Genomic DNA, 24,912 nt, shown 5'->3' on the forward strand with positions numbered 1-24,912 from the left:
GTTCCGCACCGCCGCACCGGGCCGGGCAGACTGGCGTCATGACCACACCTCCAGCTTCCGCCGCGCCGCTGCGGGTCGGCCTCGTCGGGGCGGGCCCCTGGGCGCGCCTGACCCACGCCCCCGCCCTCGCCGCCCACCCCGGTGCCGTACTGAGCGGTGTCTGGGGCCGCCGGCCCGAAGCGGCCGAGGCCCTCGCCACCGCCCACGGCACCGGGGCGTACACCGGTGAGGCGGGCTTCGACGCGCTCGTGGCCGCGAGCGACGCGGTGGCGTTCGCCGTGCCGCCGGACGTCCAGGCGCCCCTGGCCGCCCGCGCCGCGGAGGCCGGACGGCACCTCCTGCTCGACAAGCCGGCCGCCACCACCGTGGCCGGCGCGCGCGAGGTCGCCGACGCCGCCGGGCGGGCCGGGGTCGCCTCCGTGGTCTTCTGCACGCTGCGGTTCGCGCGGGGCACGGCCGGCTGGATCGCCGAGCGGGCCGAGGCGGGCGGCTGGTTCACGGCCCGCGCCCAGTGGCTCGCCGCCCTCTACGCCCCGGGCACCGGCAACGAGTTCGCCGCCTCGCCCTGGCGCCGCGAGAAGGGCGGCCTCTGGGACTGCGGCCCGCACGCCCTCTCGGTGCTGATCCCGGTCCTGGGGGACGTGACGGAGGTGGTCGCGGCCCCCGGCCCCGCCGACACCACCCATCTGCTGCTCCGCCACACCTCCGGGGCGTCCAGCACCGTGACCCTCGCCCTGGACGCCCCGTCGGCGGCGGCCGGCACGGAGGTCGAATTCCGGGGCGAACACGGGGTCTTCGCCCTGCCCGAGGGCGGCGGCAGCGCCCTGGACGCCTTCGGAGCGGCCGTGGACGCCCTGGTGGAGGCGGCGCGTACGGGGGTGGCGCACCCCTGCGACGTACGGTTCGGGCTGCGGCTCACCGAGGTGCTGGCGCAGGCGGAGGCCGCGCTCGGCCGCCCGGTGTGAGGTGAGCGGCTACTTCTCGGTGAGCGCCGTGTGAGCCTCCAGGAGGAAGCGCCGGACGGCAGCGGCCTCCCGGTCGTCGAACGTCCGCAGCAGCTCGGTCATCCGCGCCAGGGGGCGCCCGAAGAACTCCTGTCCCCGCTCCACGGCCGAGGCGGTGACCGCGAGCAGCACCCGGCGGCGGTCGCGCTCGTCCCGGGTGCGGGTGAGGTGGCCGAGGCGCTCCAGGCGGTCGATGAGCGCGGTGGTCCCCGCGGAGTTGAGCCCCAGCCGCGCCCCCAGCCACCCGGCGGTCGCGGGCGTCCCCGACCGGGCCGCGTCCAGCAGGCAGACCAACGCGCGTACGTCGGTCGGGTGCATCCCGTGACGGGCCGCGAACTCCGCCTGGCGCAGGCCGAATTCGACGGACACCCGGCGCAGCAGATGGACGGTGGCCATGGGGTCGTCCTCAGTCATTCCCCCATTTTATCTCGTTCAGCGAGATAAAATGGGAGACCATGACGCAAGCACCCCGTGCACCTCGCCCCGTCCCGCCGGGATTCCTCGCCGCGTACGACGAGGTCCTGGCCGCCCACTGGCCCGAGGACACGGCCCCGTCCCTGGTCCCGACCCCGTACGGCGCGACGCGCGTCAACAGCTGCGGACCCGGGGGCGCGCCGCCCCTGCTCCTCCTGCCCGGCGGCGGCGCCACCTCGACCGTCTGGGCCGCCCAGGCCGCCCGCCTCGGACGCACCCACCGCGTCCACGCGGTCGACCTCGTCGGCGAACCGGGCCGCAGCACCCCGGGGGAGCGCCCGGTCCGTTCGACGGACGACCTGACCGCCTGGCTCGACGCCGTACTGGACGGGCTGGGCGTGGAGTCCACGGCGCTGTGCGGCCATTCGTACGGCGCGTGGATCGCCCTGCGGTACGCCCTCGACGCGCCCCGGCGCGTCAGCCGTCTCGTCCTGGTGGACCCGACCCGGTGCTTCGCCGGCTTCCGCCCCGCCTATCTGCTGCACGCCCTGCCGATGCTGCTCCGCCCCACGGTCCGCCGCACCCGCGCCTTCCTGGCCTGGGAGACGGGCGGCACGTCGTGCGACCCGGCCTGGACACGGCTGCGGGACGAGGCGGTGGGCTTCCCCGCCACCCGTCCGGTCACCGGCCCGAAGCCCTCGCCCGGGGAGTTGCGCGGCCTCGACGCCGAGACGCTCGTCCTGTTCGCCGGGGACAGCCGGGCCCACGACGCCGAGAAGGTCGCCGCGGCGGCCCGCCGGCTGCTCCCGCACGGCAGGGTCGCGACCGTCGCGGGCGCTACTCATCACTCCGTGCCGCAGGGCGCCGGGGCCGGCGAACTCGGCCGCCGGATGGAGGAGTTCCTCAGCGCCCCAGCGCGTCCCTGACCGCCTCGTCCGTCCGCGCCACCACGGCCGAACCGTCCTCCGCGGTGATGATCGGGCGCTGGATCAGCTTCGGGTGGCCGGCCAGCGCCTCGATCCACCGCTCACGCGAACCGGCGTCCCGCGCCCACTCCTTCACCCCGAGCTCCTTCGCCTCCGGCTCCTGGGTCCGGGTGATGTCCCACGGCTCCAGCCCGAGCCGGTCGAGCACGCCCCGGATCTCCTCGGGCGACGGCACGTCCTCCAGGTAGCGGCGGACCGTGTAGTCGGCGCCCTCCGCGTCGAGCAGGGTCAGCGCGGAACGGCACTTGGAACAGGCGGGATTGATCCAGATCTCCATGGGGCCAAGGGTACGGGAGTGAACCCCCAAAAGGCCTCTGGCCAGGGGCGATTGTCAGTGGTGGGCAGTAGAATGGAGGGAGTTCGTGAGGGTTCCACCACCGTGCCAGGAGGTTGCCGATGGCCGTCGCCACAGTCACGACCCAGCCGCTCCACAAGCCCCTGCGGAAGAAGCCGCTCCCCGCGGGCCGGCCCCGCGAGTGGTACGTCTCGCACAACCGCCGCCTGAAGGCCATGCGCCTGGCGATAGCCCTGCTCGACACCGGGGTGTACCAGCCGTCGAGCGCCGACAACGCCCGCATCCGCGCGGCGGCCGACCGCCTCGCCATCCACCCGCCGTCCGACACCACCTGCCGCATGGTCCGCGCCCTGATCCGCTACGGCCGCTGACCCGCCGGCCCGCGCCCCCGGAGCAGCCGGGGGCGCGGGCCCCGTCGCGCGGGACGGGTGCGAGACTGCGCGCCATGTCTCTCGCCGACCTGACCTTCGCCCGCTGGTCCGCCCTGGACGCCGCCACCGCCACGCGTCACGCGGACGAGGCCGCCCGCCGGGCCGGCGGCCGGCTCCTCGGGCTGGACACCTGCCCGCACCCGGACGGCGACCGGCACCGCGCCGTGATCGAGCGGGCCGGCGAGCGGTACGCCCTGGTCCCCGGCGGAGAGGTGACCGTCGGCTTCGACGTGGACGCCTGGCAGCCGCTTCCCGAACAGCTCGCCTCCTACCGCGAGGAGAGCCTCGCGGGCGGCTTCGGCTTCGACACCGACCTCCGCGCCCATCTCGCACAGGTGATGACCCCGCCGCGCACGGTGACCCTGCCCACCGTGCTGATGGCGGTGGAGCCCAGGAAGCTCCCCGAAGTCCCCGCCCTGATACCCGCGTTGCTCGCCGACCAGGGTCTGCGGATGCCCCATCCCGACGAATGGGAGCACGCCTGCGGAGCCGGCGCCCGCACGCTGTTCCGCTGGGGTGACGGCTACCCGGCGGGCATCCTTCCCTACGGCGGAGGAGCGGGCCCGCACCAGCTGCCGAACGCCTTCGGGCTGCACCTCGCGTACGACGTCTACGACAGCGCCGAGATGACCTCGGACCCGGGATCCGTGTACGGCGGCGACGGGGGAGAGGCGGTCTGCGGGGGCTACGGCTCGCTGCTCGAATGGCTGCCGCTGGCCACCGCCAACCACAATCCGGCCACGGCGGAATTCCTCGGCGGGCCCGAGGGGGAGGACATGTTCGAGGACTTCCTCGTGCGCCCCGTGATCGAGCTCGGCTGAACCGGCGGCCCGCGGGAGTCGGGGGCGCGGCCGGAAAGGTCCTCTGGCCACCGTGCGCACGCTCGGGAAGTGTGACGTGTCACAGACAACGCGGCGGGCCTGTGGGAACTTCAACTCTGTTACTCGCCAGTTGAGTTACCGACATGTGCGCGGAGAGGGTCAGATGAGCACTCTGCAAGCCATCACGCTCGACCAGGTGGTCGACACGGACCACTACCCCCTGTCGGACCCCGGACATACCGACACCCGCGCCGTCGTCGCGCGGGCGAGGCGCGAACTGGCCGAGGTCGGCTGCACCGTACTTCCGGACTTCATCCGGCCCTCGCTCCAGGAGGTCCTGCGACGGGAGTGCGCCGCCCTCGCCCCCGACGCGTACTTCGACGTCGAGACGGTCAACGTCTACAACATCGACGTGGACGCGGAGCTGCCCGAGGACCACCCCGGCCGGCGCACCTTCGAGCGCGGCAACGCGTTCGTCGCCCGCGACCGCATCCCCTCGGACACCCTCATCGGCAGGCTCTACGCCCACGCGTCGTTCCAGCGCTTCGTCGCCGACTGCTTCGGGCTGCCCCGCCTGTACGAGCTCGCCGACCCGCTCTCCGGGCTCGTGCTCAACGTCGTACGGCCGGGCATGGAACACCCCTGGCACTTCGACACCAACGAGTACACGGTCAGCATGCTGACCCAGGAGGCCCGGGAGGGCGGCTCCTTCGAGTACTGCCCCAACATCAGGTCCGCCGACGACGAGCGCTTCGACGACGTCCGGGGCGTCCTGGACGGCACCGGCGCACGGCGGCCCGAGCGGCTGCCCCTGCGCCCGGGCGACCTCCAGCTGTTCAAGGGCCGCTACTCGCTGCACCGGGTCAGCCCGGTCCGCGGCGACCGCGCACGCCACAGCGCGATCTTCGCCTACAGCGAGCGCCCCGGCGTCATCGGGAGCGTGGCCCGCACCCGGCAGCTCTTCGGCCGCGTCCTGCCCGAACACCGGGCCGCCGAAGGACGCGCCGTACGGGGCGACCAACTGCTGGACTGACCACGGATGCACGGCTCCAGGCACTGCTCACCGAGGAGAAGCCCCTTGCGTCTCGACGCGTCCGGAAAAGTCTCGCTGGACCACATCTACACCGCGCCCGACCCCCGCACGTACTTCCAGGTGCTCCGCCCGCTCGGCTACGGCGTCCCCCAACTGGCCAAGCCCTGGTTCGACAAGCTGATCAAGGAGTACCGGGAGACCGAACGGGTCGCGTCCCCCCGCGTCCTGGACATCGGCTGCTCGTACGGGATCAACGCGGCCCTGCTCAAGTACGACGCCACGATGGACGAGCTGTACGCGCGCTACGACGGCAGCGGACCCGCCTCCCGCGCCGCACTCCTGGAGCGCGACCGCGACCTCTCCCGCTACCGCAGCCCCGCCCACCCCCTGCGTTTCACCGGCCTCGACGCCTCCGCCCCCGCGCTCGCCTACGCGCGCGAGGCCGGATTCCTCGACGACACCGTCAACGCCGACCTGGAGACGTACGACCCCACGCCCGAACAGCGCGACCGCCTCGCCGGGACCGATCTGGTGATCTCCACGGGCTGCATCGGCTACGTCACCGAGCGCACCCTGACCCGTGTGGTCCGCGCCCAGGAGGGCCGCCTCCCCTGGATGGCGCACTTCGTGCTGCGGATGTTCCCCTTCGACCCCGTCGAGGCCGCCCTGGACGAGCTGGGCTACCGGACGGTCCGGGTCGACGAGGTCTTCAAGCAGCGGCGGTTCGCCGGCCCCCGGGAACAACGGGGCGTCCTGGACAGCCTGGCGGCCGCCGGTGTCGACGCGAGCGGGCTGGAGGAGGACGGCTGGCTCTACGCTCAGCTCCATCTCTCCAGGCCGCACCACCGGTAGACGGCCCCACCATCCCCACTCATCGAGAAGAGAGCCGCATTGAACGTCAGTCAGGAAGCAGCAGCCGGAGCGACCTTCGCCCGTGAGGGCAGCCTGCCGCGCGTGCCGCTGCCCACGCTGGAGGCGAGCTGCGAGAGGTTCCTCGCCTGGTGCGCCCCACTGCTGACCGCCGAGGAGCGGGCCGCCACGGAGGACGAGGTAGCCGCGTTCCTGCGGCCCGGCGGCCCCGGCCGGACCCTCCACGCGGCGCTGGAGGAGTACGACGCGACGGAGGGCGTGCACAGCTGGCTCGACACCTTCTGGCCCTACCGCTACCTCGGCCGGCGGGACCGTATCGCGCTCAACGCCAACTTCTTCTTCCTGTTCAAGGACAGCGACCAGGGGCAGCTCGACCGCGCTGCCGGGCTCGTCGCGGGTGCGCTGCACTACAAGCGCCGGCTCGACGAGGGGCTGATCGCGCCGGTGGAGCAGCGCGGGGTGCCGCAGTCGATGGTGCAGAACGCGTACCTCTTCTCCACGACCCGCATCCCCGGGGTGCCGCTGGACGGCGTGCGCGCCCCGTACAGCGACCGGGCGCCCGGACCGTCCACGGCCCGGCACATCGTGGTGTTCTTCCGGGGCACCGTGTTCCGGCTGGACGTGCTCGGCCCCGACGGCGTCCCGCACACCCTCGACGAGATCGAGGCCGGGCTGCGCGCCGTCACCAAGGCCGACGTCCACACCGCCGACGAGGACCGGGCCGGCCACCTCACCACCATGGCCCGGGCGGAGTGGGCGGCGGCCCGGGCGTCCCTCGTCGACGGCCACCCCGGCAACGCCCGGACGCTGGACGACATCGAGACCGCGCTCTTCTGCGTCTGCCTGGAGGACTTCGCGCCCCAGGACACCCAGACCGCCTGCGACGAACTGCTGTACGGGGACCGGGGCAACCGCTGGTTCGACAAGGCGGTCTCGTTCGTCGTCTTCGCGGACGGCCGGGCCGGCATCAACGTCGAGCACTGCGAGCTGGACGGGACGACCATCCTCAGCTTCACCGACGCCCTGCTCGGCACCCCGCCGGACGCGCACTCCCGCGGCTCCGGGGCACGCCCCCAGGGTGAGCCGGTCCCGCACCCCCTGTCCTTCGAGCTGGACGCGCCCCTGCGGGACCGGGTGCGCGCCGCGGCCGAGGCGTTCGCCGCGTACGGGCATGACACCGCCACCCGCACCGTGTCGTTCGACGACTTCGGCAGCACGGCCGCCAAGGCGCTCGGGGTGTCCCCGGACGCCTTCGTCCAGGCCGCGTACCAACTGGCCCACCAGCGCGCCAAGGGTCACCTGGGAGCCACGTACGAGTCGATCGCCACCCGTCAGTACCGGCACGGCCGCACCGAGGCGATGCGCGTCGTCACCCCCGAGATGCCGCTCTTCGTCGCGGCGATGGACGACCCGGCGGCGGACCGTGAGGCCCGCCGCGCGGCGTTCCGGGCCGCCGCCGGGGCCCATGTGGCGCGGGCGAAGGAGTGCCAGGCGGGCGAGGCACCCGAACAGCACCTCTGGGAGCTGGAGTTGATCCAGCGCCGCCGGGGTGACGAACTGGGCGTGACCGAACAGCCCGCCCTGTACCGCTCCCCGGGCTGGCTCACGATGCGGGACGACTACCTGAGCACGAGCTCGGCGCCGTCGGAGAACATCCAGTACTTCGGCTTCGGCTCCACGAGCAGCCGCTGCATCGGCATCGCCTACGTCCTGCTGCCGGACCGCTTCAACCTCTACCTGAGCACCCCGCTGGCGGTGGCCGACCAGATGCACTCCTTCGGCACCCACCTCCGCGAGGCGGTCGGCGAACTCCGCCGGCTGCTGACGGACTGACCGGGGCGGAACGCCGGGGGAGGGGCCCGGCCGGCGGGCCCCTCCCTCTGTCTCGCCCGGGAACCGGCCCGGCCCTACGGCGCGCGGCTCAGATGTTGACGCCGAAGTCGGCCGCGATGCCCGCCAGCCCGGAGGCATAGCCCTGGCCCACCGCGCGGAACTTCCACTCGCCGCCGTGCCGGTAGAGCTCGCCGAAGACCATGGCGGTCTCCGTCGAGGCGTCCTCGCTCAGGTCGTAGCGGGCCAGCTCGGCGTTGTCCGACCGGTTGACCACCCGGATGAACGCGTTACGGACCTGGCCGAAGCTCTGTCCTCGCGCGGTGGCGTCATGGATGGATACCGGGAAGACGATCTTCGCGACCCCGGCCGGCACGGTCGCCAGGTCCACGTTGATGGACTCGTCGTCCCCCTCGCCCTCGCCGGTGAGGTTGTCACCGGTGTGCTGGACCGAACCGTCCGGGCTGGTGAGGTTGTTGTAGAAGACGAAGTGTCCGTCGGACACGACCTTGCCGGCCTCCGTGCACATCAGGGCGCTGGCGTCGAGGTCGTGATCGGCGCCGGTGGTGGTCCGCACGTCCCAGCCGAGTCCGACCGTCACGGCGGTGAGGCCGGGGGCCTCCTTGCTGAGCGAGACGTTGCCGCCCTTGGCCAGGCTGACTCCCACGGGATTTCCTCCATTGCTTCTGGTCTGCGTCGTCACCCCGTCCAACGCGGGGGCGACCGTCATGGTTCCATCGATTGCGCAACTCGGAAACTGTCGGCCGGGGACGGTCAGCCGACGTCCACCCCGTAGTCCTGGGCGATGCCGCTCAGCCCGGTGGCGTACCCCTGGCCGATGGCGCGGAACTTCCACTCGCCGCCTCTGCGGTAGAGGGCGCCGAAGACCATCGCGGTCTCCCCGGCGGCGTCGTAGGAGAGCTCGTACCGGCACATCTCCCGGCCCGTGAGGTTGTCCACGACCCGGATGAAGGCGTCGTCGACCTGGCCGAAGCTCTGGCCGCGCTCCTCGGCCGCGTGGATGGAGACGGTGAAGACGACCTGGCCGGTCCCCTCGCCGAGGCGGTCCAGGTCGACGAGGATCTGCTCGTCGTCGCCGTCCCCCTCGCCGGTCAGGTTGTCCCCGGTGTGCCGGACCGCGCCGTCGGGGCTGGTGAGGTTGTTGTAGAAGACGAAGTGCTCGTCGGAGACGGCCTTCAGGTCCGTGCCGCAGACGATCGCGGACGCGTCCAGGTCGAAGTCCGCCCCGCCGGCCGGCCGGGCGTCCCAGCCGAGACCGACGGTGACGTCGGCGAGTGGGGTGCCGTCCTGGTTGAGGACGACGTTCTGGCCCTTGGTGAGGCTGACGCCCATGTGCGCTGCTACTCCCGAGTCGAGACGGTGGCCGGAGGACCTCGTGCGGGCCGTTCCGGAGGTGAGTGGGGGCGGGTCAGGCCCCGGCGCCGCCCTCCGGGGCGGACTGCTGGGCCGGGGTCGTGCGGCCGGGAGTGGCGCCCGGTGCCGCGTCGTCGTCCTTCATGGCCCTCGTCTCGCTCCTGAGGATCCGCAGGGACTGCCCCAGTGCCCGTGCGGAGTCCGGGAGCTTCTTCGACCCGAACAGCATGATGACCACGATCCCCAGGATCAGCAGGTGCCAGGGTTCCAGTCCGTTGCGGAGCATCGCCACCCCGTCCTCTCTCGTCGCGCGTATGAAGATTGCCGGATTGCGCAACTGTACAAGCTCGGGGGGTGGAGTCACCGCCCGGTGCCCGCCCTCTCGTAACGGGACCGCTTGATCCGCAGCGCCACCGTGTACACGGCGAGGACCGCGGCGAGCAGCGGGTAGTACAGGAGCGGCAGCGCGGTCATCCCCAGCAGCGGGCCGAGCGGGGAGAGCGGCAGCAGGACGCCGATGACGGCCAGGCCCGCGGCGGCCCGGCGTACCGGGCTGACGGGGGCGCCGGGGACGCGGCGGCGGCCCGTACGCAGCAGCAGCATCACCAGCGCCTGGGTGAGCAGGTTCTCCGTGAACCACCCGGCGTGGAAGGCGGCCTCACCCGCCTCACCGGCCCCCACGGAGCCGGTGGCGTCGTGCAGGGCGAGGGCCAGCACCCCGAAGGTGGCCAGGTCGGCGGCGGCCCCCAGCAGCCCGAAGCCGGTGATGAACCGCAGGACGCGGCGGGGTTGCAGCACCGTGGGCCGGCGGAGGGCGGAGGGGTGGAGCCGGTCGAAGGCGAACGCCAGCTGCGCCGCGTCGAAGCACAGGTTCTGGACGAGGATCTGTGACGGGAGCATCGGCAGGAAGGGCAGCATCAGCCCCGTGGCGAGCATCGCGATCACGTTGCCGAGGTTGGAGGAGAGCGTGATCCGCAGATACGTGGCGATGTTCACGCTGCTGTGCCGGCCGGAGGTGATCGCGTGCGCGATGGCCGTCAGGTCCTTCTCGGCCAGGACCACGTCGGCGCTCTCCCGGGCCACGTCCACCGCGTCGCGCGGACAGATGCCGACGTCGGCCGCCCGGAGCGCGGGCAGGTCGTTGACACCGTCGCCGAGGAATCCGGTGGTGTGACCGCCGGCGCGCAGCGCCGCGATGATCCGCGCCTTGTGCTCGGGAGCGCAGCGCGCGAAGACGGTGGTGCGGCGGGCCAGGTCCACGAGCTCGTCGTCCGTGACGTCCTCGACCGTGTCGGCGCAGAGGACGGCACCGGGATCGAGCCCGAGGTCCCGGCAGGCGCGGGCCGCCGTGCCCGGATGGTCCCCCGTCAGGATCTTCACGGCGACGCCCCGGTCCGCGAGGACCTCCAAGGCGTCCGCGGCGGTCGGCGCGAGGGCGTCGCGCAGGGCGACGAAGCCCAGAAGGGTGAGGCCGCGCTCGTCGGCCGTGGTGTGGTCACGGTTCCGGGCGGGCCGTTCGGCGGTGGCGACCGCGAGCAGCCGCATGCCGTCGTGCGCCTCCCGCGCGGCGAGAGCCAGCAGCCGGGCCCGCTCGTCGTCGGCGAGCGCACAGCGTTCGACCACGGCCTCCACCGCGCCCTTGACCACGAGCGTGTGCAGCCCGAGGCGGCCCGGGCGGCGTACGACCGCGGTGGACAGGCGCCGCACCGGATCGAAGGGCAGGACCGCCACACCCTCGTACGCCGACGGCGCGTCCTCCCCGACCGCGTCCAGGATCGCCTCGTCCAGGGCGTCGGGGGCCGGCAGATCGGCGAGCTGGAGCGTCCACCAGGCGTTGACGCCGGCCCAGTGCAGTACCTCGGGATCCGGCCTTCCCCGGACGTCCAGCGCCCGGTGCAGGACCGGCCGGTCCTGGGTGAGGGTGCCCGTCTTGTCCAGGCACAGCACATCGACCGCGCCCAGATCGTGCAGCGCGGGAAGCCGCTTGACGATCACCCTGTGGTCCCGGGCGAGAAGGGACGCCCCACGGGCCAGGGTGGTCGTGACGATGACCGGCAGCATCTCCGGGGTGAGCCCGACGGCGACGGCCACCGCGAACGGCAGCGTCTCGAAGCCCCGGCCGCGCAGCGCCGCGTTGGCCATGAGCACCAGCGGCGGCGTCAGCAGCATGAACCGGATCAGGACCCAGGAGATCCCGTGCACCGACCGGTCGAAGGCACTGGCCGCACGCCGTCCCGGCCCGCTCCGGGTGGCGGCGAAGCGGGTGTGCGCCCCGGTCCGGACGACGACCGCCGTACCGCTGCCCGACGCCACGCTGCTGCCCTGGAAGCACAGCTGCGGCTGGTCGAAAGGACCGCCCTCCGGCTCCGGTACGTCGACGGGGCGCTTCGCCACCGGCGCCGACTCGCCCGTCAGCGGGGCCTGATGCACGGTGAGGCCGCTCGCGCGCAGGAGCCGCACATCGGCGGGGACCAGATCACCGGGCGCGAGGCGGATCACATCGCCGGGCACCAGCTCGGCGACCGGGAGCTCCCGCGACCGGGGCGCCCCGTCCTCCTCCGTACGCCGCAGCACGGTCGCCGTGGTCGCCACCAGCTTCCGCAGCTCGGCCACGGACCGGTCGGCCCGGCGCTCCCCGCCCGCACGCAGCACGCAGCTGACCACCACCAGCGAGAGGATCACGCCCGCGGTCCCCCAGGCGCCCACGGCGGCCGACACCACTCCCAGACAGAGCAGCACCGTGGTGAACGGGTCCCGCAGGCTTCCGCCGAGGCGGCGGGGCCAGGAGACCGTCCGCCACGGCGGCACCGTGTTCTCACCGAACCGGGCGAGCCGCTCCCCGGCCTCCGCCTCGACGAGCCCCCGGGGCCCGCTGTCCAGCTGACGCAGCACCTGGAGGGAGGTGAGCCCCGACCAGGAGGGCGGTCCGGCCACCGGCTGCCGCGCCCACTGCTCCAGGGGGACCGCAGGACCGGTAATTCCCGCCGTCGCGGTCTCAGGCACCGAGGTCACGGAGACGGGGGCGGGAGGCCCCCTCGGCACGGGTGGTCAGCTGGCCGATCATCAGCCGGACCACCGTCACCACATCGGCGTCGTCGACGAAGTAGACCTGCCGCCGCCCCTCCCGCCGGGAGCGTACGAGACCGGCGAGCTTCAGCTTCGTCAGATGCTGGCTGACCGCGGGCAGGGCACCGCCCACGCGCTGGGCGAGCCCGCTCACATCGCTCTCACCCTCGGCCAGGGCCCACACGATGTGCAGGCGCGGCGGCGACGCCAGCAGCCCGAACGCCGCAGCCGCGTCCGCCAGCACCTCGGCGGGCGGATCGTCGGAGTTCGCTGCTGTCACCTTCGTGCTCCTGTCCGGCCTGGGCCGCGCTGCCGGGCCCGAAGAGGCTTCAGTCTAGGTGTCGCCGTCCGACCGGATCCCCGCGCTCCGGACAGCGGACGGCCCCGCACCCCCAGGGGGAGGCGGAGCCGTCGGGCAGGGCTGCGGGGCGCGGGTCAGCGGTGGGAGCGCCGGTTGCCCGTCAGGACGCGGTACAGGGCGAGGAGGATGAGCGAGCCGACGATGGCCGCGATCCAGGTGGAGAGGTCGAAGAACCCGTCGATGGAGTCGACCCCGAAGATGACCTTGCCGAGCCAGCCGCCGAGAAGGCCACCCGCGATACCGATGAGCATCGTGATGATGATGCCGCCGGGGTCCTTGCCCGGCATCAGTGCCTTGGCGATGAGGCCGGCGAGCAGACCGATGAAGATCCAGGCGATGATGCCCATGGTGCGTCTCCTACCCCGTTACGTCGTATGAAGCTGCTGTCAAGGAACCGTGTTTACCGTCCCGGCGTTTCCAAACGCGTGTTCTCACGGATCCTGAACCACACCTTCCGTCGTACGCGAACGCGAACGAGGGCCGCCACCCCGACCAGGGGATGGCGGCCCTCGCTCATGTTCCCGAGCTCAACCGAGTGGACCTGCCGTGCGGCCCACCCTGCTCCTAGAGGTCGAAGTACAGCTCGAACTCGTGCGGGTGCGGGCGCAGCTGGATCGGGGCGATCTCGTTGGTGCGCTTGTAGTCGATCCACGTCTCGATCAGGTCGGGCGTGAAGACGCCGCCGGCCTGGAGGTACTCGTGGTCGGCCTCGAGCGCGTCGAGGACCGCCGGGAGCGAGGTCGGGACCTGCTGGACGCTCGCGTGCTCCTCGGGCGCCAGCTCGTAGAGGTCCTTGTCGATCGGCTCCGGCGGCTCGATCTTGTTCTTCACGCCGTCCAGGCCGGCCATCAGCAGGGCCGAGAACGCCAGGTACGGGTTGGACGACGGGTCCGGGGCGCGGAACTCGACGCGCTTCGCCTTCGGGTTGGAGCCCGTGATCGGGATGCGCATCGCGGCGGAGCGGTTGCGCTGCGAGTACACCATGTTGACCGGCGCCTCGAAGCCCGGGACCAGGCGGTGGTACGAGTTCACCGTCGGGTTGGTGAAGGCCAGCAGCGACGGGGCGTGCTTCAGGATGCCGCCGATGTAGTAGCGCGCCATGTCCGAGAGGCCCGCGTAACCCTGCTCGTCGTAGAACAGCGGGGAGCCGCCGGACCACAGGGACTGGTGGACGTGCATGCCCGAGCCGTTGTCACCGAAGATCGGCTTCGGCATGAAGGTCGCGGTCTTGCCGTTGCGCCAGGCGACGTTCTTCACGATGTACTTGAAGAGCATCAGGTCGTCGGCCGCGGCGAGCAGCGTGTTGAACTTGTAGTTGATCTCGGCCTGGCCGGCGGTGCCGACCTCGTGGTGCTGGCGCTCGACCTGGAGGCCGTTCTTGTCCAGCTCCATGGAGATCTCGGCGCGCAGGTCGGCGAAGTGGTCGACCGGCGGCGTCGGGAAGTAGCCGCCCTTGTAGCGGACCTTGTAACCGCGGTTGTTCTCGACCGCACCGGTGTTCCAGGCGCCTGCCTCGGAGTCGATGTGGTAGAAGCTCTCGTTCGCCGACGTCTGGAAACGGACGTTGTCGAAGACGTAGAACTCCGCCTCCGGGCCGAAGTACGCGGTGTCGGCGATACCGGTCGAGGCGAGGTACGCCTCGGCCTTCTTGGCCACGTTCCGCGGGTCACGGCTGTACTGCTCGCCCGTGATCGGGTCGTGGATGAAGAAGTTGACGTTCACCGTCTTGTCGCGGCGGAACGGGTCCACACGGGCCGTGGACAGGTCCGCGCGGAGCGCCATGTCCGACTCGTGGATGGCCTGGAAGCCGCGGATCGACGAGCCGTCGAAAGCCAGTTCCTCGGCCGGGTCGAAGGTCGCCGCAGGGATCGTGAAGTGCTGCATCACACCCGGCAGGTCGCAGAACCGGACGTCGATGAACTTGACGTCGTTGTCGGCGATGTACTTCTGGACTTCGTCGGCGTTCTGGAACATCCAACTCCTCCTACTCCCGACCCGGGAAAGGGCGGGGTTGCAGCTCGTCTGTGCGGCCAGTGCGGTGGCACACGCTGGTCCCGACCATAGGCAGACAGGATTTCTCCAGCATGACCCATTTGTTTCGCACAAGTTAACCAGGGCGGTGGTGGTCAGCACCTCAGCGACGTGTTCGGTGCCCCGCCCGGCCCGGTACAAACCTGGGCGCAGTACCGTGGTCGGGTGGACAACAGGCAAGCAATCGGATCGTGGCTCTCGGGGCCCCGCGCGGCCGCCGAGGAGATGGGCGCCGACTTCGGTTACCGGGGCGAGCGCCTCGGTCTGCCCCAGGAAGGCCCGGGGTCCGTGGCCCCGCTCGGCCGGCGCTTCGGGGCCCTCTTCATCGACTGGGCCGCCTGCATGCTGATCGCATACGGGCTGATCGCTCGTGGTGACCAGCAGTCGGCGGGGAACTGGGCGCTCGGCGTCTTCCTCGTGCTGAGCCTGCTCACGGTCGGGACCGTCGGCTCCACCCCGGGCAAGCGGATCATGGGCCTGCGGGTCGTCGCCGAGGACGGCGGGCGGCTCGGCACCGTGCGGGTCGTCCTGCGGACGGTGCTGCTGCTCCTGGTGATCCCGGCCATCGTCTGGGACCGCGACAGCCGCGGCCTCCACGACCGGCTGGCCCGCGCCGTCCAGGTCCGCATCTGAGACGCGCCAAGCGGAGTGGAAAAGTAGAAGAGGAGCGGCCCCGGACGTGTACGCCGTCCGGGGCCGCTCCTTCGCGTACGTGCTCGGTCAGCGCATCTTTCCGCCGCGCGGCATCCGCATGCCCTTCGGCATCGGGCCCTTCGGCAGCGGCATGTTGCTCATCAGGTCGCCCATGGCCCGGAGCCGGTCGTTGGCCGCGGTCACCTGCGGGCCGGTCAGGACCCGCGGAAGCTTCAGCATCGTGGTGCGCACCTTCTTCAGCGGCACCTGGCCCTCGCCGTCACCGACGATGATGTCGTGCACCGGTACGTCGACGACGATCCGGGCCATCCGCTTCTTCTCGGCCGCCAGCAGGCTCTTCACCCGGTTCGGGTTGCCCTCGGCCACCAGGACGATGCCGGCCTTGCCGACCGCCCGGTGGACGACGTCCTGGCTGCGGTTCATCGCGACGGCCGGGGTGGTGGTCCAGCCACGGCCCACCCGGTCCAGCACCGCCGCCGCCGCGCCCGGCTGGCCCTCCATCTGTCCGAAGGCCGCACGCTCGGCACGCCGGCCGAAGATGATCGCCATCGCGAGGAAGGCCAGGACGAAGCCCAGGATGCCCGCGTAAACGGGGTGACCGATCAGAAAACCGATCGCGAGGAAGACACCGAAGGTGACGATTCCCACACCCGCGACGACAAGACCCACCTTGGGGTCCGACCGCCTGGTCATCTTGTAGGTCAGGGCGATCTGCTTGAGCCGCCCCGCGTTCTCGGCGCTGTCCGCGCCGTCAGTGTTTGCCTTCCTCGCCATGTACCGAAGTTTACGTGGCGGGGGAGCGACCTAGGAACGGTGGTCGGCCACAGCCTTCAGCACATGCTCCGCCTCGACCCGGTCCTGCGCCCTGCGGCGGTCCTCCAGGACGGCCGTCCAGGCGTTGCGGCGGGCGGTGCGCTGGCCGCTGCTCATGAGCAGCGACTCGACCGCGCGGAGCGCGGTGGTGACGGTCGGGATGGCATTGGCTCGTACCGGTGCGGCGTGCATCGTGGGTGTTCCCCTCGGAGCGGATGCGCGCACGGCGCGCACTGAGTAGCGGGAAGCAATGACGACGGCGGCTGCGGAGCCACCGCGTATGTACCTAGGGTCACTGCTCGGTGTTACCAGTGCATGACCGGTCGGTCAAACACCAATGAACCTCTGATTTCGGCGGCGCGCACGCCGACGCGGCCCATACGGGCCCCCTACCTGCGGGGGACGTACGGGCCGCGTCGTTGCGGGCGTTGACGCTCAGTAGCCGCTTGTGCGCCGATTCACACGGCGGAAGCGGTCGCGGCGGTGGCGCCGCGCCGCTCCATCGCCTGCTGGAAGAGGCGTCCCGCGCGGTACGAGGAACGCACCAGCGGGCCGGACATGACGCCCGAGTAACCGATCGCGTCGGCCTCGTCCTTCAGCTCGACGAACTCCTGCGGCTTCACCCAGCGCTCGACCGGATGGTGCCGCGCGGAGGGCCGCAGGTACTGCGTGATCGTGATCAGCTCGCAACCCGCGTCGTACAGGTCCTGGAGCGCCTCGCTGACCTCCTCGCGGGTCTCGCCCATGCCGAGGATCAGGTTGGACTTCGTCACCAGGCCGGCCTCGCGGGCCCGCGTGATGACCTCCAGGGAGCGCTCGTAACGGAAGCCGGGGCGGATCCGCTTGAAGATCCGCGGCACCGTCTCGACGTTGTGCGCGAGCACCTGCGGACGCGAGGAGAAGACCTCGGCGAGCTGCGCGGGCTCCGCGTTGAAGTCGGGGATCAGCAGCTCCACCTTGGTGGCGCCGCCCTCCCGCTCCGCGGTCTGGGCGTGGATCTGGCGCACGGTCTCCGCGTACAGCCACGCGCCGCCGTCGTCCAGGTCGTCGCGTGCGACGCCGGTGATCGTGGCGTAGTTCAGGTCCATCGTCACGACGGACTCGCCCACGCGGCGCGGCTCGTCACGGTCCAGCGCCTGCGGCTTCCCCGTGTCGATCTGGCAGAAGTCGCAGCGCCGGGTGCACTGGTCGCCGCCGATGAGGAACGTCGCCTCGCGGTCCTCCCAGCACTCGTAGATGTTCGGACAGCCGGCCTCCTGGCACACGGTGTGCAGCCCCTCGCCCTTCACGAGCGCCTGCATCTTCGTGTACTCGGGGCCCATCTTCGCCCGGGTTTTGATCCACTCGGGCTTGCGCTCGATGGGGGTCTGGCTGTTTCGGACCTCCAGGCGCAGCATCTTGCGCCCGTCGGGTGCGACACCGGACACTCCGGCACCCCTTTGCTTTCGCTGCATTGGATTCTTCGGCGAACACCAGGGTACGCCCGTGGTTAGAACGGCCTTGCGTCTGGCCAACCTGTGGCCGAGGGGGCCTATTCCCGCCGGCCCTCCCCGCGCCCCTCACCAGGAGCCTTGCCTACGCCGAGGCGACCGGCTCCTTCGGCGCGACGACGCGGGGCGCGAGGTCCGCGTTCTCCAGGACCTCCCGCAGATGTCTCTCGGCGACCGGGAGCACGTCGTCGATCGTGACCTCGCGGCCCAGTTCGTACGAGAGCGAGGTGACGCCCGCGTCCCGGATGCCGCACGGCACGATCCGGTCGAACGAGGTGTTGTCCGGATTCACGTTCAGGGAGAAACCGTGCATGGTCACGCCCTTCGCGACCCGGATGCCGATCGCGGCCAGCTTGCGGTCCTCGCGGCGCTGCCCGGCGTTGGACGGCGCGTACTCGGGGCCGTTCAGCCGGGGATCGAACTCCTCGTCGTGGAGCCGGGGGTCGAAGTCGAGCGAGAGCCCGCCGAGCGCGGGACGGTCCTCGACCGGGTCACCGAGGACCCAGACACCGCTGCGGCCCTCGACCCTGCTGGTCTCCACGCCGAACTCCGCGGCCGTGCGGATCAAGGCGTCCTCCAGGCGGCGGACGTGGGCGACCACGTCCACCGGGCGGGGCAGCTTCAGGATCGGATAGCCGATGAGCTGTCCCGGACCGTGCCAGGTGATCTTCCCGCCGCGGTCGACGTCGATGACGGGGGTGCCGTCCAGCGGGCGCTCGCTCTCCGTCGTGCGCCTCCCCGCCGTGTAGACCGACGGGTGCTCCAGGAGCAGGCAGGTGTCGGGGACGGTGTCCTCGAACCGGGCGGCGTGCACCTCGCGCTGCTTCTGCCAGGCCTCCTGGTAGTCGACGCGTTCCTCACCGAATCCCAGACGGACGAACCGCAGCTCACTCACTCGGGTGCCTCCCTACTCGCGGTGCCGGAGGGCCGGGGGTGTCCCCGGAACCACGGCACCATGCACTGATGTGCGCCCTGAGCCACTGTACGACCGCTCCGGAGGACGGAGTCCGGCAGGTCGCGGACCGGGCGCCCCCCGTCAGCGATCCGAGGTTCCTCACACGATCGGATGAACGTGGAGCGAAGGCCATCGCCGCTACCGCCGGGCCGGTTAAGTTCGCGCCGTTCCATAACGGGCTCGCCCGCTCCCACACGTGGGGGAGCCCGTAAGGGCTGCCCGCCCGGCGCCGAAGGCAGGAGACCTTACAGCTGATGTCGGAACGACCTCCGCAGCGCACCCCGAACCGGCGGCTCGCTGCCCTCATCGCGGAGGCCGGGTTCTCCCATGCGGGCCTGGCCCGCCGGGTGGACCAGCTCGGCCTCGAACACGGGCTCGACCTGCGATACGACAAGACCTCGGTGACCCGCTGGCTGCGCGGCCAGCAGCCCCGGGGCACCACCCCCGCGCTGATCGCCGAGGTCTTCACCCGACGGCTCGGACGCCGGCTCTCCGCGCAGGACCTGGGCCTGGACGCCTGCGCGCCCGTCTACGCCGGCCTGGAGTTCGCGGCCACGCCCGCCGAGGCCGTCGACATCGTCAGCGGGCTGTGGCGCAAGGACTCCGGCAGCCACGCGGAGCTGCGCAAGATCGCGTTCACCCCCGCCGGGCTGGTCGTCCCCAGCAGGGACTGGCTGATCGGGCGGGCCGACGACTGGGTCGGCAGCGGCGAGCCGCAGGACCGCGCGCACGGCTCCGCCGGCCTGCCCGCCCCCCGTACGCCCGCCGAGGGCCACGGGAACCGCTCCCCGCTCGGGCTTCAGCAGCACCCCGGGGCCGCCGTCCCCGGCGCGGTGCCCGGGGCGGTCGCCAACGGCGCGCGGCCCGGCTCCACCCGTGGCCCCGCGCCCTCCCGCCCGGCCGGGCCGGTGCCGCCGCTCCTCGGGGTCCCGCGCCAGCGGCAGACCGACCGCGGCGCGGGCCAGCGGGTCGGCAGCGGTGACGTCGCCGCCCTGCGCTCGGTGGGCGAGCTCTTCCGCACTCTGGACAACGCCTACGGCGGCGGCCACGCCAGGCAGGCCCTCGTCCGCTACCTGGAGCACGAGGCCGAACCCATGCTCCGCGGGAGCTACGGCGAGGCGATCGGCCGCCGGCTGTTCTCGGCCGCCGCCGATCTGACCCGGCTCGCCGGCTGGACCTCGTACGACATCGCGGCGCACGGCCTCGCCCAGCGCTACTTCGTCCAGGCCCTGCGGCTCGCCCAGGCCGCCGGGGACCGGGCGTACGGCGCCTTCGTCCTGATCACGATGAGCCGGCAGGCGGTCTACCTCGGGCACGGCAGGGAGGCCGTCCAGCTCGCCCGCGTCGCCCAGCAGGGCATCGGCTCGTCGGCGCCGCCCGTCGTGCTGGCCCTGCTGCACTCGGTCGAGGCCCGGGGGCACGGCGTCCTCGGGGAGACCAGGCAGTGCGTCGCCGCCCTGGCGCGGGCGGAACGCGCGCTGGGGATCTCCCGGCCCGGGGACGACGTGCCGTACTGGGCCCGGTACTTCGACGAGGCCCAGCTCGCCGACGAGTTCGGCCACTGCCACCGCGACCTCCAGCAGTACCGCGTCGCCGCGCAGCACGCCGAGCGGTCGCTCCAGCTGCGCGCGCCGGCGTACGCCCGGAGCAGGCTGTTCTGCCGGGTGGTGCTCGCCTCCGCGCGGCTCGGCCTCGGCGAGCTGGACCAGGCCTGCCTGCTGGGCGCCGAGGCGGCCCAGCAGGCGGCGGAGATGCGGTCGGTGCGCGCCACGGAGTACGTACGCGACTTCGAGCGCCGCCTGGAGCCCTACCGCGACGCCGTCGCCGTGCGCGGCTACCGCGACCGGGTCGCCGCGCTCGGCTGACCGAGGAACTCAGGCGGCGGCCGGCAGCTCCGTCCCGTCGCCCTGCCGCAGGCGCACCCCCAGGTCCGTGAGGATCGCCGAGGCGGCGCGCCTGCCGGAGCGCAGCGCGCCCTGGACGGTGCTGGTGTCGCGGTGGTCGCCGCACACGTACAGCCCGGCGAGCAGCCGGACCGGCCGGTGCGGATCGTGCGGCGGCGGCATGGCCGGGACCGCCTCCGGGTCGTGACGGGCGGCCAGCAGCTCCCAGTCGCCGGTGGGTGTGCCGTAGAGCCTGGCCAGATGGGCGCGTACCTCGCCGTCGAGGTCCCCGGGCGGGGTGCCGAGCACCGTGGAGGTGATGAGCGCCCGGCCGCGCGGGGCGCGCGAGGGGTCGACCTCGCTCATCACGACGGTGTGCGCGACCGGACCCGAGCGGTCCGCGTCCAGCAGCAGACGGCCACCGGTCGGCGGTGCCTCCCGGGCGGTGTGGTGCAGCACGGTCACCGGGTGGAAGGCGGGCGTCCGCAGCCCGGGCAGCAGTTCGGTGGCGGCCCCCGCGCCGGTGGCCAGCAGGAGCGACCGGCAGCTCAGCTCACCGTGTTCCTTGGTGCGTACGGAGGTGATGTCGGCCCCCGTGACATGCATCCCGGTGCGCACGGTCCCCGGCGGCAGGGAGGCCGCCAGCAGCTCGGGCAGCGTCGCCGAGCCGCCCGACGGCACACAGAGCCCGCCCCGCGCGTAGTCCCGGAGGGCGAGGTCGGCCATGCGGCTGGACGTGGTCAGCCCGGGGTCGGCGAGCAGCGCCGAGAGCAGGGGCCGCAGGAAGCCGCCGACCGTGCGGGGCGGCAGGCCGCGCGCCGACAGGGCGTCCAGGGCCGTCCGTTCGGGCCGGGTCAGGATCCGGGAGTCCGCGGTGGTGGCGAGACGGGCCAGCCAGGCGCCGAGCCTGGCCTGTTCGATCGCCCCGCCGAAGGGAGCGCGAGGGGCGCTCGGCCGGGAGCGTACGGCGCGGAGTGCGCCCCTCGCGCTCCGCACCTCCCCGGCGCCGTACCGCCGCCCCCCGCTGTGGACGAGCACCCCGGGAGCGAAGTCCCGCAGCACCAGCCCTTCGAGCCCCGGTGTGCCGCTCAGCTCCGGATGCGCGGAGCTGAGCAGCGGACCCAGATGGTCGAGCCGGAACCCGTCCAGGTCCTGGGTGGCCATCCGGCCGCCCACGTGCGGGGCGGCCTCCAGGACGCTGACGCCCACCCCTGCGTCGATCAGCCGGTGGGCCGCCGACAGGCCGGCGATCCCGGCCCCGATGATGACCACATCCGCGTGGTCCGCTGTGTGTGCCCCGATCACGTGCCCCTCCCCGAGTCGGTGCGACTGCTGGGGGGCTATTGCCCCCAACAGGCCCCCGGAATGCCCGAGTTCGGGATGAGGCTAGGTGTATGGCCGAGAGAGGCGCAGTCGCGCGCACCCCGGGCACCGGAGCACGGGGTCGCACGGCGGCCCGGCGCGGGACCCGGGGAGCGCCGGACCGTGGTCAGCGCAGTGCTGCGCGGATGGCGTCGTCGATGCCGGGGAAGGCGAACGCGAAGCCGGAGTCGAGAAGTTGGCCGGGCAGCACCCGCTGGCTGGCCAGGACGTCCCCGGCGAACTCGCCCAGTGCCGCCTTCAGCGCGGGCGCCGGCGCGGTGAACAGGGTCGGACGCCGCAGCACCCGCCCCATGGCGGCCGTCACCTCGCCGTTGGTGACGGGGGAGGGGCCCGTCAGATTCACCGGCCCGGACAGCGTCCCGGTGTCCAGGATGTGCCGCAGGGCCGCGATGTGGTCGTGCAGCGCGATGAAGCTCCAGTACTGCCGGCCGTCCCCCATCCGGCCGCCGAGCCCCGCCTTGAACAGCGGGAAGAGCCGCCCCCAGGCGCCGCCCCGCCGGGAGACGACCAGACCGGTCCGCGCGTGGACCGTGCGGACGCCCGCCTCCTCGGCGGGGGCCGTGGCCTCCTCCCACTCCACGCAGACCGACGGCAGGAAGCCCTCGCCGGGCGGCGCGCCCTCGTCGACGGCACGGTCACCGGTGTCGCCGTAGAAACCGATGGCCGACCCGGAGAGCAGCACCTTCGGCGGGGTGTCCAGGGAGGCCACCGCCTCGGCGACGGCCGCCGTGCCCAGCACCCGGCTGTCACGGATCTCCCGCTTGTACGCGTCGGTCCACCGGTGGTCCCCGACCCCGGCCCCGGCGAGGTGGACGACCGCGTCGCAGCCGACCAGGCCCGCCACATCGACGTACTGGCGCTTCGGGTCCCACTCCACCTCGTCACCGGTGGCGGCCGGGCGGCGCACCAGGCGCACCACCTCGTGCCCGTCGGCGCGGAGCGAGCGCACGAGCGCCGCCCCGATGAGTCCGGTCGATCCGGTGACGGCGATGCGTGAGCGCGGCATGACGACCATCCTGCCCCATGGGCCTCCGGTGACACGGAACCCGCGTGGCACAGTGGCGCGCATGTCCTTGCCGCGCTTCAGGTCCCTCCGCCCCGTCCGTCCCGCCGTGCCCGCGGACGGTCCCGCGCTCGGCGAGCTCGACCGGGCCACCTGGTCGACTCTCCACGCCGTACAGCCGAGGCCGCAGCCGCCGTACGAGCCCTTCTTCGACGACCGGCACCGGCCCGAGGACATCCTGGTGGCCGAGGCCGTTGCCGACAGGGGCGAGGCGTGCGTCGCCGGATACCTGCGGCTCGTCCGCCCGACGCCTCTCGCCTGCAACGCGCACGTGCGCCAGATACAGGGGCTCGCGGTCGCCGGCTGGCGCGGCGCCACGGCGTCGCCCGGGCGCTGCTGCACGCCGCGTACGCCGAGGCGCGGCGGCAGGGCGCCGGACGGCTCACCCTGCGGGTGCTCGGCCACAACAGCGCCGCGCGGGCGCTCTACGAGGCCGAGGGCTTCGCGGTCGAGGGCGTCCTGCCGGGGGAGTTCTTCCTGGGCGGGCGGTACGTCGACGATGTCCTGATGGGCCGTACGCTGACGGCCTGAATCCGGGCCGGCCGGCCGCCGGACGGGGCTCAGGCCGGGCCGAAGCGCTCCCGGAGCGCGGGGTAGCGCTCCGCCAACGCCGCGTCGTCGTCGAAGGAGAAGGGCGTGCCCTCCGGCTCCGCGGGCTGCGGCGGCAGCCCCAGGTCGGGGGCGACGGCCCCGGTGAGCTGCTCGTAGGCCTCGTCGGCGGCGAAGCCGAGCTCCTCGCCGTCCCCGTCGAGATCCTCGTCGAAGTCGTCCAGCAGCTCGGCCAGGCTGTCCGGGTCGTGCATCGCGCCCTCGAAGACCTCCCGGCCCTGCGCGATCAGCCAGCAGCGGAAGTAGTCGAAGGCGTCGTCGCTCGCACCGCCGAGCAGCACGGCCGCCGCGCCCCACAGATCCCAGCGGTACGCGCGGTTGTAGCGGGCCTCGAAGTGTCTGGCGAAGTCCAGCACGGAGTCGGGATCGAGCCGCACCAGCCGTTCGACGAGCAGGTCGGCGTGGTCCTCGGGGTCGCCCTCGGCGGCCTCGCGGGTGCTGTCGATGATCTCCCAGAACTCCGTCTCGTCCATCACGGGTCCAGCATCTGCCCCGGTGGCGGGCGACGCACGCCCAGACACCGAATTGACGCCTTCGGCCGCACTTCCGGGCCCCTTCAGCGGTAGAGGTCGCGCAGTCGTTCGGCCGTACCGGCAAAACGTTCGCGCAGGGCGGCGGGGGCCAGGACCTCCACCTCGGGACCGAGGGCCAGCAGTTGCTCGTACGCCACCTCGGCGGACTCGACCGGCAGGACGACCGTGCGCCGGCCGTCCGCGTCCGGCGCCCCGGCCTCCGCCAGCGCCCCCTCGGCCGCGGCCCGGTCCACGGCGTGCGGCAGCCGCCGTACGCCGTCCTCCGACAGCCGCACGGTCACCTCGGTCCGCAGGATCGACCGGGCGAACTGCGCGGCCCGCTCCGCCCAGAAACGCGGCAGGTCGAAGTCCTCGTCCCGGGCGAAACGGGTCTCCGACACATCGACGGAGGCGAACCGGTCGATGCGGTACACCCGGAAGTCGTCCCCGGCCCGGGCACAGAGGTACCAGACCCCGGCCTTCAGGACGAGGCCGTACGGAGCGAGCTCCCGCTCCACCTCGTCCGAGGACCGGCGGCGGTAGCGCGCCCGGACCAGCCGGTCGTCCCAGACGGCCTCCGCGACGGCGGGCAGCAGCTCGGGGGTGGCCGGATCCTGGTACCACCCCGGGGCGTCCAGATGGAAGCGCTGCGCGGCGGTGGCCGGGGCGTCCCGGAGCGAGGGGAGCAGCGCGGCCGTCACCTTCAGCCGGGCCGCCGACGCCGCGTCGTCGAGCCCCATCTCGCGCAGGGCGGACGGCAGCCCGGACAGGAAGAGCGCCTCGGCCTCGTGGCGGGCCAGCCCGGTGAGCCGGGTCCGGTAGCCACCGACGAGCCGGTAGCCGCCGGCCCGGCCGCGGTCGGCGTACACGGGCACACCCGCCTCGGAGAGCGCCTGGGCGTCCCGGGTCACGGTGCGCTCCGACACCTCCAGCTCCCGGGCCAGCTGTGCGGCGGTCATGGAGGGCCGGGACTGCAGGAGCAGCACCATCTTGATGAGCCGGGCAGCGCGCATGGAACCCATTGTGGGGCGCCC

Annotated in this window: 26 protein-coding genes and 1 pseudogene; 10 read left to right on the forward strand and 17 right to left on the reverse strand. The window is 72.8% G+C overall.

What is annotated here, in order from left to right; all coding sequences use genetic code 11:
- Positions 1 to 38: 38 nt before the first annotated feature.
- Complete coding sequence (locus ACZ607_RS03030) at positions 39 to 965, forward strand: Gfo/Idh/MocA family protein (protein WP_469731118.1); 927 nt, start codon at positions 39 to 41, stop codon at positions 963 to 965.
- A gap of 9 nt (positions 966 to 974) precedes the next feature.
- Here ACZ607_RS03030 and ACZ607_RS03035 read toward each other — a convergent pair whose 3' ends face one another.
- Positions 975 to 1,418 carry a MarR family transcriptional regulator gene (locus tag ACZ607_RS03035; RefSeq protein WP_469731120.1) on the reverse strand — a complete coding sequence of 148 codons (444 nt, stop codon included), beginning with the start codon at positions 1,416 to 1,418 and terminating at the stop codon, positions 975 to 977.
- Positions 1,419 to 1,459: 41 nt separating this feature from the next.
- Here ACZ607_RS03035 and ACZ607_RS03040 point away from each other — a divergent pair, with 41 nt between their 5' ends.
- A complete protein-coding gene (locus ACZ607_RS03040; RefSeq protein ID WP_469731122.1) occupies positions 1,460 to 2,344 on the forward strand; it encodes an alpha/beta fold hydrolase in 885 nt (294 codons plus the stop codon).
- Here the strand turns inward: ACZ607_RS03040 and ACZ607_RS03045 are convergent.
- Entirely contained in the window at positions 2,322 to 2,681 is a 360-nt protein-coding gene (locus ACZ607_RS03045) for an arsenate reductase family protein (RefSeq protein WP_469731124.1), read from the reverse strand. The two genes, ACZ607_RS03040 and ACZ607_RS03045, sit on opposite strands and share 23 nt — an antisense overlap.
- Before the next feature lie 119 nt (positions 2,682 to 2,800).
- On the opposite strand from ACZ607_RS03045, the gene ACZ607_RS03050 reads away from it, so the two are divergent.
- From ACZ607_RS03050 to ACZ607_RS03070, 5 genes are all read left to right on the forward strand, one after another.
- On the forward strand, positions 2,801 to 3,070 hold the full coding sequence (locus tag ACZ607_RS03050) for a hypothetical protein (RefSeq protein ID WP_099176343.1): 270 nt from the start codon (positions 2,801 to 2,803) through the stop codon (positions 3,068 to 3,070).
- Positions 3,071 to 3,144: 74 nt separating this feature from the next.
- Positions 3,145 to 3,951, forward strand: coding sequence for a hypothetical protein (locus ACZ607_RS03055; protein ID WP_469731127.1), 807 nt, complete (start codon positions 3,145 to 3,147; stop codon positions 3,949 to 3,951).
- A gap of 163 nt (positions 3,952 to 4,114) precedes the next feature.
- Positions 4,115 to 4,984, forward strand: coding sequence for a HalD/BesD family halogenase (locus ACZ607_RS03060; RefSeq protein WP_469731129.1), 870 nt, complete (start codon positions 4,115 to 4,117; stop codon positions 4,982 to 4,984).
- A gap of 45 nt (positions 4,985 to 5,029) precedes the next feature.
- Positions 5,030 to 5,836 (forward strand): methyltransferase domain-containing protein, encoded by an 807-nt coding sequence (locus tag ACZ607_RS03065; protein ID WP_469731131.1) that lies wholly within the window; start codon positions 5,030 to 5,032, stop codon positions 5,834 to 5,836.
- A 39-nt stretch (positions 5,837 to 5,875) separates the two neighbouring features.
- Complete coding sequence (locus tag ACZ607_RS03070) at positions 5,876 to 7,687, forward strand: choline/carnitine O-acyltransferase (RefSeq protein WP_469731133.1); 1,812 nt, start codon at positions 5,876 to 5,878, stop codon at positions 7,685 to 7,687.
- 88 nt (positions 7,688 to 7,775) lie between these two features.
- Here ACZ607_RS03070 and ACZ607_RS03075 read toward each other — a convergent pair whose 3' ends face one another.
- The 7 genes from ACZ607_RS03075 to glnA form a co-directional block, all read right to left on the reverse strand.
- Positions 7,776 to 8,351: a TerD family protein gene (locus tag ACZ607_RS03075; protein ID WP_124276846.1), complete on the reverse strand. Its 576-nt coding sequence runs from the start codon at positions 8,349 to 8,351 to the stop codon at positions 7,776 to 7,778.
- 107 nt (positions 8,352 to 8,458) lie between these two features.
- Positions 8,459 to 9,037 carry a TerD family protein gene (locus ACZ607_RS03080; RefSeq protein WP_469731135.1) on the reverse strand — a complete coding sequence of 193 codons (579 nt, stop codon included), beginning with the start codon at positions 9,035 to 9,037 and terminating at the stop codon, positions 8,459 to 8,461.
- A gap of 76 nt (positions 9,038 to 9,113) precedes the next feature.
- Positions 9,114 to 9,344, reverse strand: coding sequence for a Sec-independent protein translocase subunit TatA (gene tatA, locus ACZ607_RS03085; RefSeq protein WP_469731137.1), 231 nt, complete (start codon positions 9,342 to 9,344; stop codon positions 9,114 to 9,116).
- Positions 9,345 to 9,418: 74 nt separating this feature from the next.
- A complete protein-coding gene (gene mgtA / locus ACZ607_RS03090; RefSeq protein WP_469731139.1) occupies positions 9,419 to 12,070 on the reverse strand; it encodes a magnesium-translocating P-type ATPase in 2,652 nt (883 codons plus the stop codon).
- Positions 12,054 to 12,404: an ArsR/SmtB family transcription factor gene (locus ACZ607_RS03095; RefSeq protein WP_469731141.1), complete on the reverse strand. Its 351-nt coding sequence runs from the start codon at positions 12,402 to 12,404 to the stop codon at positions 12,054 to 12,056. Before ACZ607_RS03095 ends, mgtA begins: the two co-directional genes overlap by 17 nt.
- Before the next feature lie 155 nt (positions 12,405 to 12,559).
- Positions 12,560 to 12,832 carry a GlsB/YeaQ/YmgE family stress response membrane protein gene (locus tag ACZ607_RS03100; protein ID WP_469731143.1) on the reverse strand — a complete coding sequence of 91 codons (273 nt, stop codon included), beginning with the start codon at positions 12,830 to 12,832 and terminating at the stop codon, positions 12,560 to 12,562.
- Between the two features lie 217 nt (positions 12,833 to 13,049).
- Entirely contained in the window at positions 13,050 to 14,459 is a 1,410-nt protein-coding gene (gene glnA / locus ACZ607_RS03105; RefSeq protein ID WP_469731146.1) for a type I glutamate--ammonia ligase, read from the reverse strand.
- 222 nt (positions 14,460 to 14,681) lie between these two features.
- Here glnA and ACZ607_RS03110 point away from each other — a divergent pair, with 222 nt between their 5' ends.
- On the forward strand, positions 14,682 to 15,149 hold the full coding sequence (locus ACZ607_RS03110) for an RDD family protein (protein ID WP_469731148.1): 468 nt from the start codon (positions 14,682 to 14,684) through the stop codon (positions 15,147 to 15,149).
- Between the two features lie 87 nt (positions 15,150 to 15,236).
- Here the strand turns inward: ACZ607_RS03110 and ACZ607_RS03115 are convergent, their stop codons facing one another.
- The 4 genes from ACZ607_RS03115 to lipB form a co-directional block, all read right to left on the reverse strand.
- Positions 15,237 to 15,944: a DUF4191 domain-containing protein gene (locus ACZ607_RS03115; protein WP_469731150.1), complete on the reverse strand. Its 708-nt coding sequence runs from the start codon at positions 15,942 to 15,944 to the stop codon at positions 15,237 to 15,239.
- A gap of 30 nt (positions 15,945 to 15,974) precedes the next feature.
- A complete protein-coding gene (locus ACZ607_RS03120; protein WP_099176328.1) occupies positions 15,975 to 16,175 on the reverse strand; it encodes an SCO2195 family GlnR-regulated protein in 201 nt (66 codons plus the stop codon).
- Positions 16,176 to 16,441: 266 nt separating this feature from the next.
- Complete coding sequence (lipA, locus tag ACZ607_RS03125) at positions 16,442 to 17,410, reverse strand: lipoyl synthase (RefSeq protein ID WP_382991086.1); 969 nt, start codon at positions 17,408 to 17,410, stop codon at positions 16,442 to 16,444.
- Positions 17,411 to 17,558: 148 nt separating this feature from the next.
- Positions 17,559 to 18,368 carry a lipoyl(octanoyl) transferase LipB gene (gene lipB / locus ACZ607_RS03130; protein ID WP_382991084.1) on the reverse strand — a complete coding sequence of 270 codons (810 nt, stop codon included), beginning with the start codon at positions 18,366 to 18,368 and terminating at the stop codon, positions 17,559 to 17,561.
- 314 nt (positions 18,369 to 18,682) lie between these two features.
- Here lipB and ACZ607_RS03135 point away from each other — a divergent pair, with 314 nt between their 5' ends.
- Positions 18,683 to 20,293: a regulator gene (locus tag ACZ607_RS03135; RefSeq protein WP_469731153.1), complete on the forward strand. Its 1,611-nt coding sequence runs from the start codon at positions 18,683 to 18,685 to the stop codon at positions 20,291 to 20,293.
- Between the two features lie 9 nt (positions 20,294 to 20,302).
- Here ACZ607_RS03135 and ACZ607_RS03140 read toward each other — a convergent pair whose 3' ends face one another.
- Both ACZ607_RS03140 and ACZ607_RS03145 read right to left on the reverse strand, forming a co-directional pair.
- A complete protein-coding gene (locus tag ACZ607_RS03140; protein WP_469731155.1) occupies positions 20,303 to 21,616 on the reverse strand; it encodes an NAD(P)/FAD-dependent oxidoreductase in 1,314 nt (437 codons plus the stop codon).
- A gap of 184 nt (positions 21,617 to 21,800) precedes the next feature.
- On the reverse strand, positions 21,801 to 22,700 hold the full coding sequence (locus ACZ607_RS03145; RefSeq protein WP_469731157.1) for a TIGR01777 family oxidoreductase: 900 nt from the start codon (positions 22,698 to 22,700) through the stop codon (positions 21,801 to 21,803).
- A 61-nt stretch (positions 22,701 to 22,761) separates the two neighbouring features.
- On the opposite strand from ACZ607_RS03145, the pseudogene ACZ607_RS03150 reads away from it, so the two are divergent.
- Positions 22,762 to 23,288 (forward strand): annotated as a pseudogene (locus ACZ607_RS03150) (GNAT family N-acetyltransferase).
- A 29-nt stretch (positions 23,289 to 23,317) separates the two neighbouring features.
- Here the strand turns inward: ACZ607_RS03150 and ACZ607_RS03155 are convergent.
- A complete protein-coding gene (locus ACZ607_RS03155; protein WP_469731843.1) occupies positions 23,318 to 23,839 on the reverse strand; it encodes a DUF4240 domain-containing protein in 522 nt (173 codons plus the stop codon).
- A gap of 83 nt (positions 23,840 to 23,922) precedes the next feature.
- Positions 23,923 to 24,891: a helix-turn-helix transcriptional regulator gene (locus tag ACZ607_RS03160; RefSeq protein WP_469731159.1), complete on the reverse strand. Its 969-nt coding sequence runs from the start codon at positions 24,889 to 24,891 to the stop codon at positions 23,923 to 23,925.
- Between the last annotated feature and the right edge of the window lie 21 nt (positions 24,892 to 24,912).

Source organism: Streptomyces sp. NPDC104381, assembly GCF_055583745.1.

Bases quoted from the DNA above. Each gene is read 5' to 3' on its own strand.
- tatA (WP_469731137.1), bottom strand. From the start codon at position 9,344: ATGCTCCGCAACGGACTGGAACCCTGGCACCTGCTGATCCTGGGGATC.
- ACZ607_RS03145 (WP_469731157.1), bottom strand. From the start codon at position 22,700: ATGCCGCGCTCACGCATCGCCGTCACCGGATCGACCGGACTCATCGGG.
- ACZ607_RS03120 (WP_099176328.1), bottom strand. From the start codon at position 16,175: ATGCACGCCGCACCGGTACGAGCCAATGCCATCCCGACCGTCACCACC.
- ACZ607_RS03080 (WP_469731135.1), bottom strand. From the start codon at position 9,037: ATGGGCGTCAGCCTCACCAAGGGCCAGAACGTCGTCCTCAACCAGGAC.
- ACZ607_RS03100 (WP_469731143.1), bottom strand. From the start codon at position 12,832: ATGGGCATCATCGCCTGGATCTTCATCGGTCTGCTCGCCGGCCTCATC.
- ACZ607_RS03030 (WP_469731118.1), top strand. From the start codon at position 39: ATGACCACACCTCCAGCTTCCGCCGCGCCGCTGCGGGTCGGCCTCGTC.
- ACZ607_RS03155 (WP_469731843.1), bottom strand. From the start codon at position 23,839: ATGGACGAGACGGAGTTCTGGGAGATCATCGACAGCACCCGCGAGGCC.
- ACZ607_RS03050 (WP_099176343.1), top strand. From the start codon at position 2,801: ATGGCCGTCGCCACAGTCACGACCCAGCCGCTCCACAAGCCCCTGCGG.
- ACZ607_RS03160 (WP_469731159.1), bottom strand. From the start codon at position 24,891: ATGCGCGCTGCCCGGCTCATCAAGATGGTGCTGCTCCTGCAGTCCCGG.
- ACZ607_RS03040 (WP_469731122.1), top strand. From the start codon at position 1,460: ATGACGCAAGCACCCCGTGCACCTCGCCCCGTCCCGCCGGGATTCCTC.
- ACZ607_RS03135 (WP_469731153.1), top strand. From the start codon at position 18,683: ATGTCGGAACGACCTCCGCAGCGCACCCCGAACCGGCGGCTCGCTGCC.
- ACZ607_RS03045 (WP_469731124.1), bottom strand. From the start codon at position 2,681: ATGGAGATCTGGATCAATCCCGCCTGTTCCAAGTGCCGTTCCGCGCTG.
- ACZ607_RS03060 (WP_469731129.1), top strand. From the start codon at position 4,115: ATGAGCACTCTGCAAGCCATCACGCTCGACCAGGTGGTCGACACGGAC.
- ACZ607_RS03115 (WP_469731150.1), bottom strand. From the start codon at position 15,944: ATGGCGAGGAAGGCAAACACTGACGGCGCGGACAGCGCCGAGAACGCG.
- glnA (WP_469731146.1), bottom strand. From the start codon at position 14,459: ATGTTCCAGAACGCCGACGAAGTCCAGAAGTACATCGCCGACAACGAC.
- ACZ607_RS03035 (WP_469731120.1), bottom strand. From the start codon at position 1,418: ATGACTGAGGACGACCCCATGGCCACCGTCCATCTGCTGCGCCGGGTG.
- ACZ607_RS03055 (WP_469731127.1), top strand. From the start codon at position 3,145: ATGTCTCTCGCCGACCTGACCTTCGCCCGCTGGTCCGCCCTGGACGCC.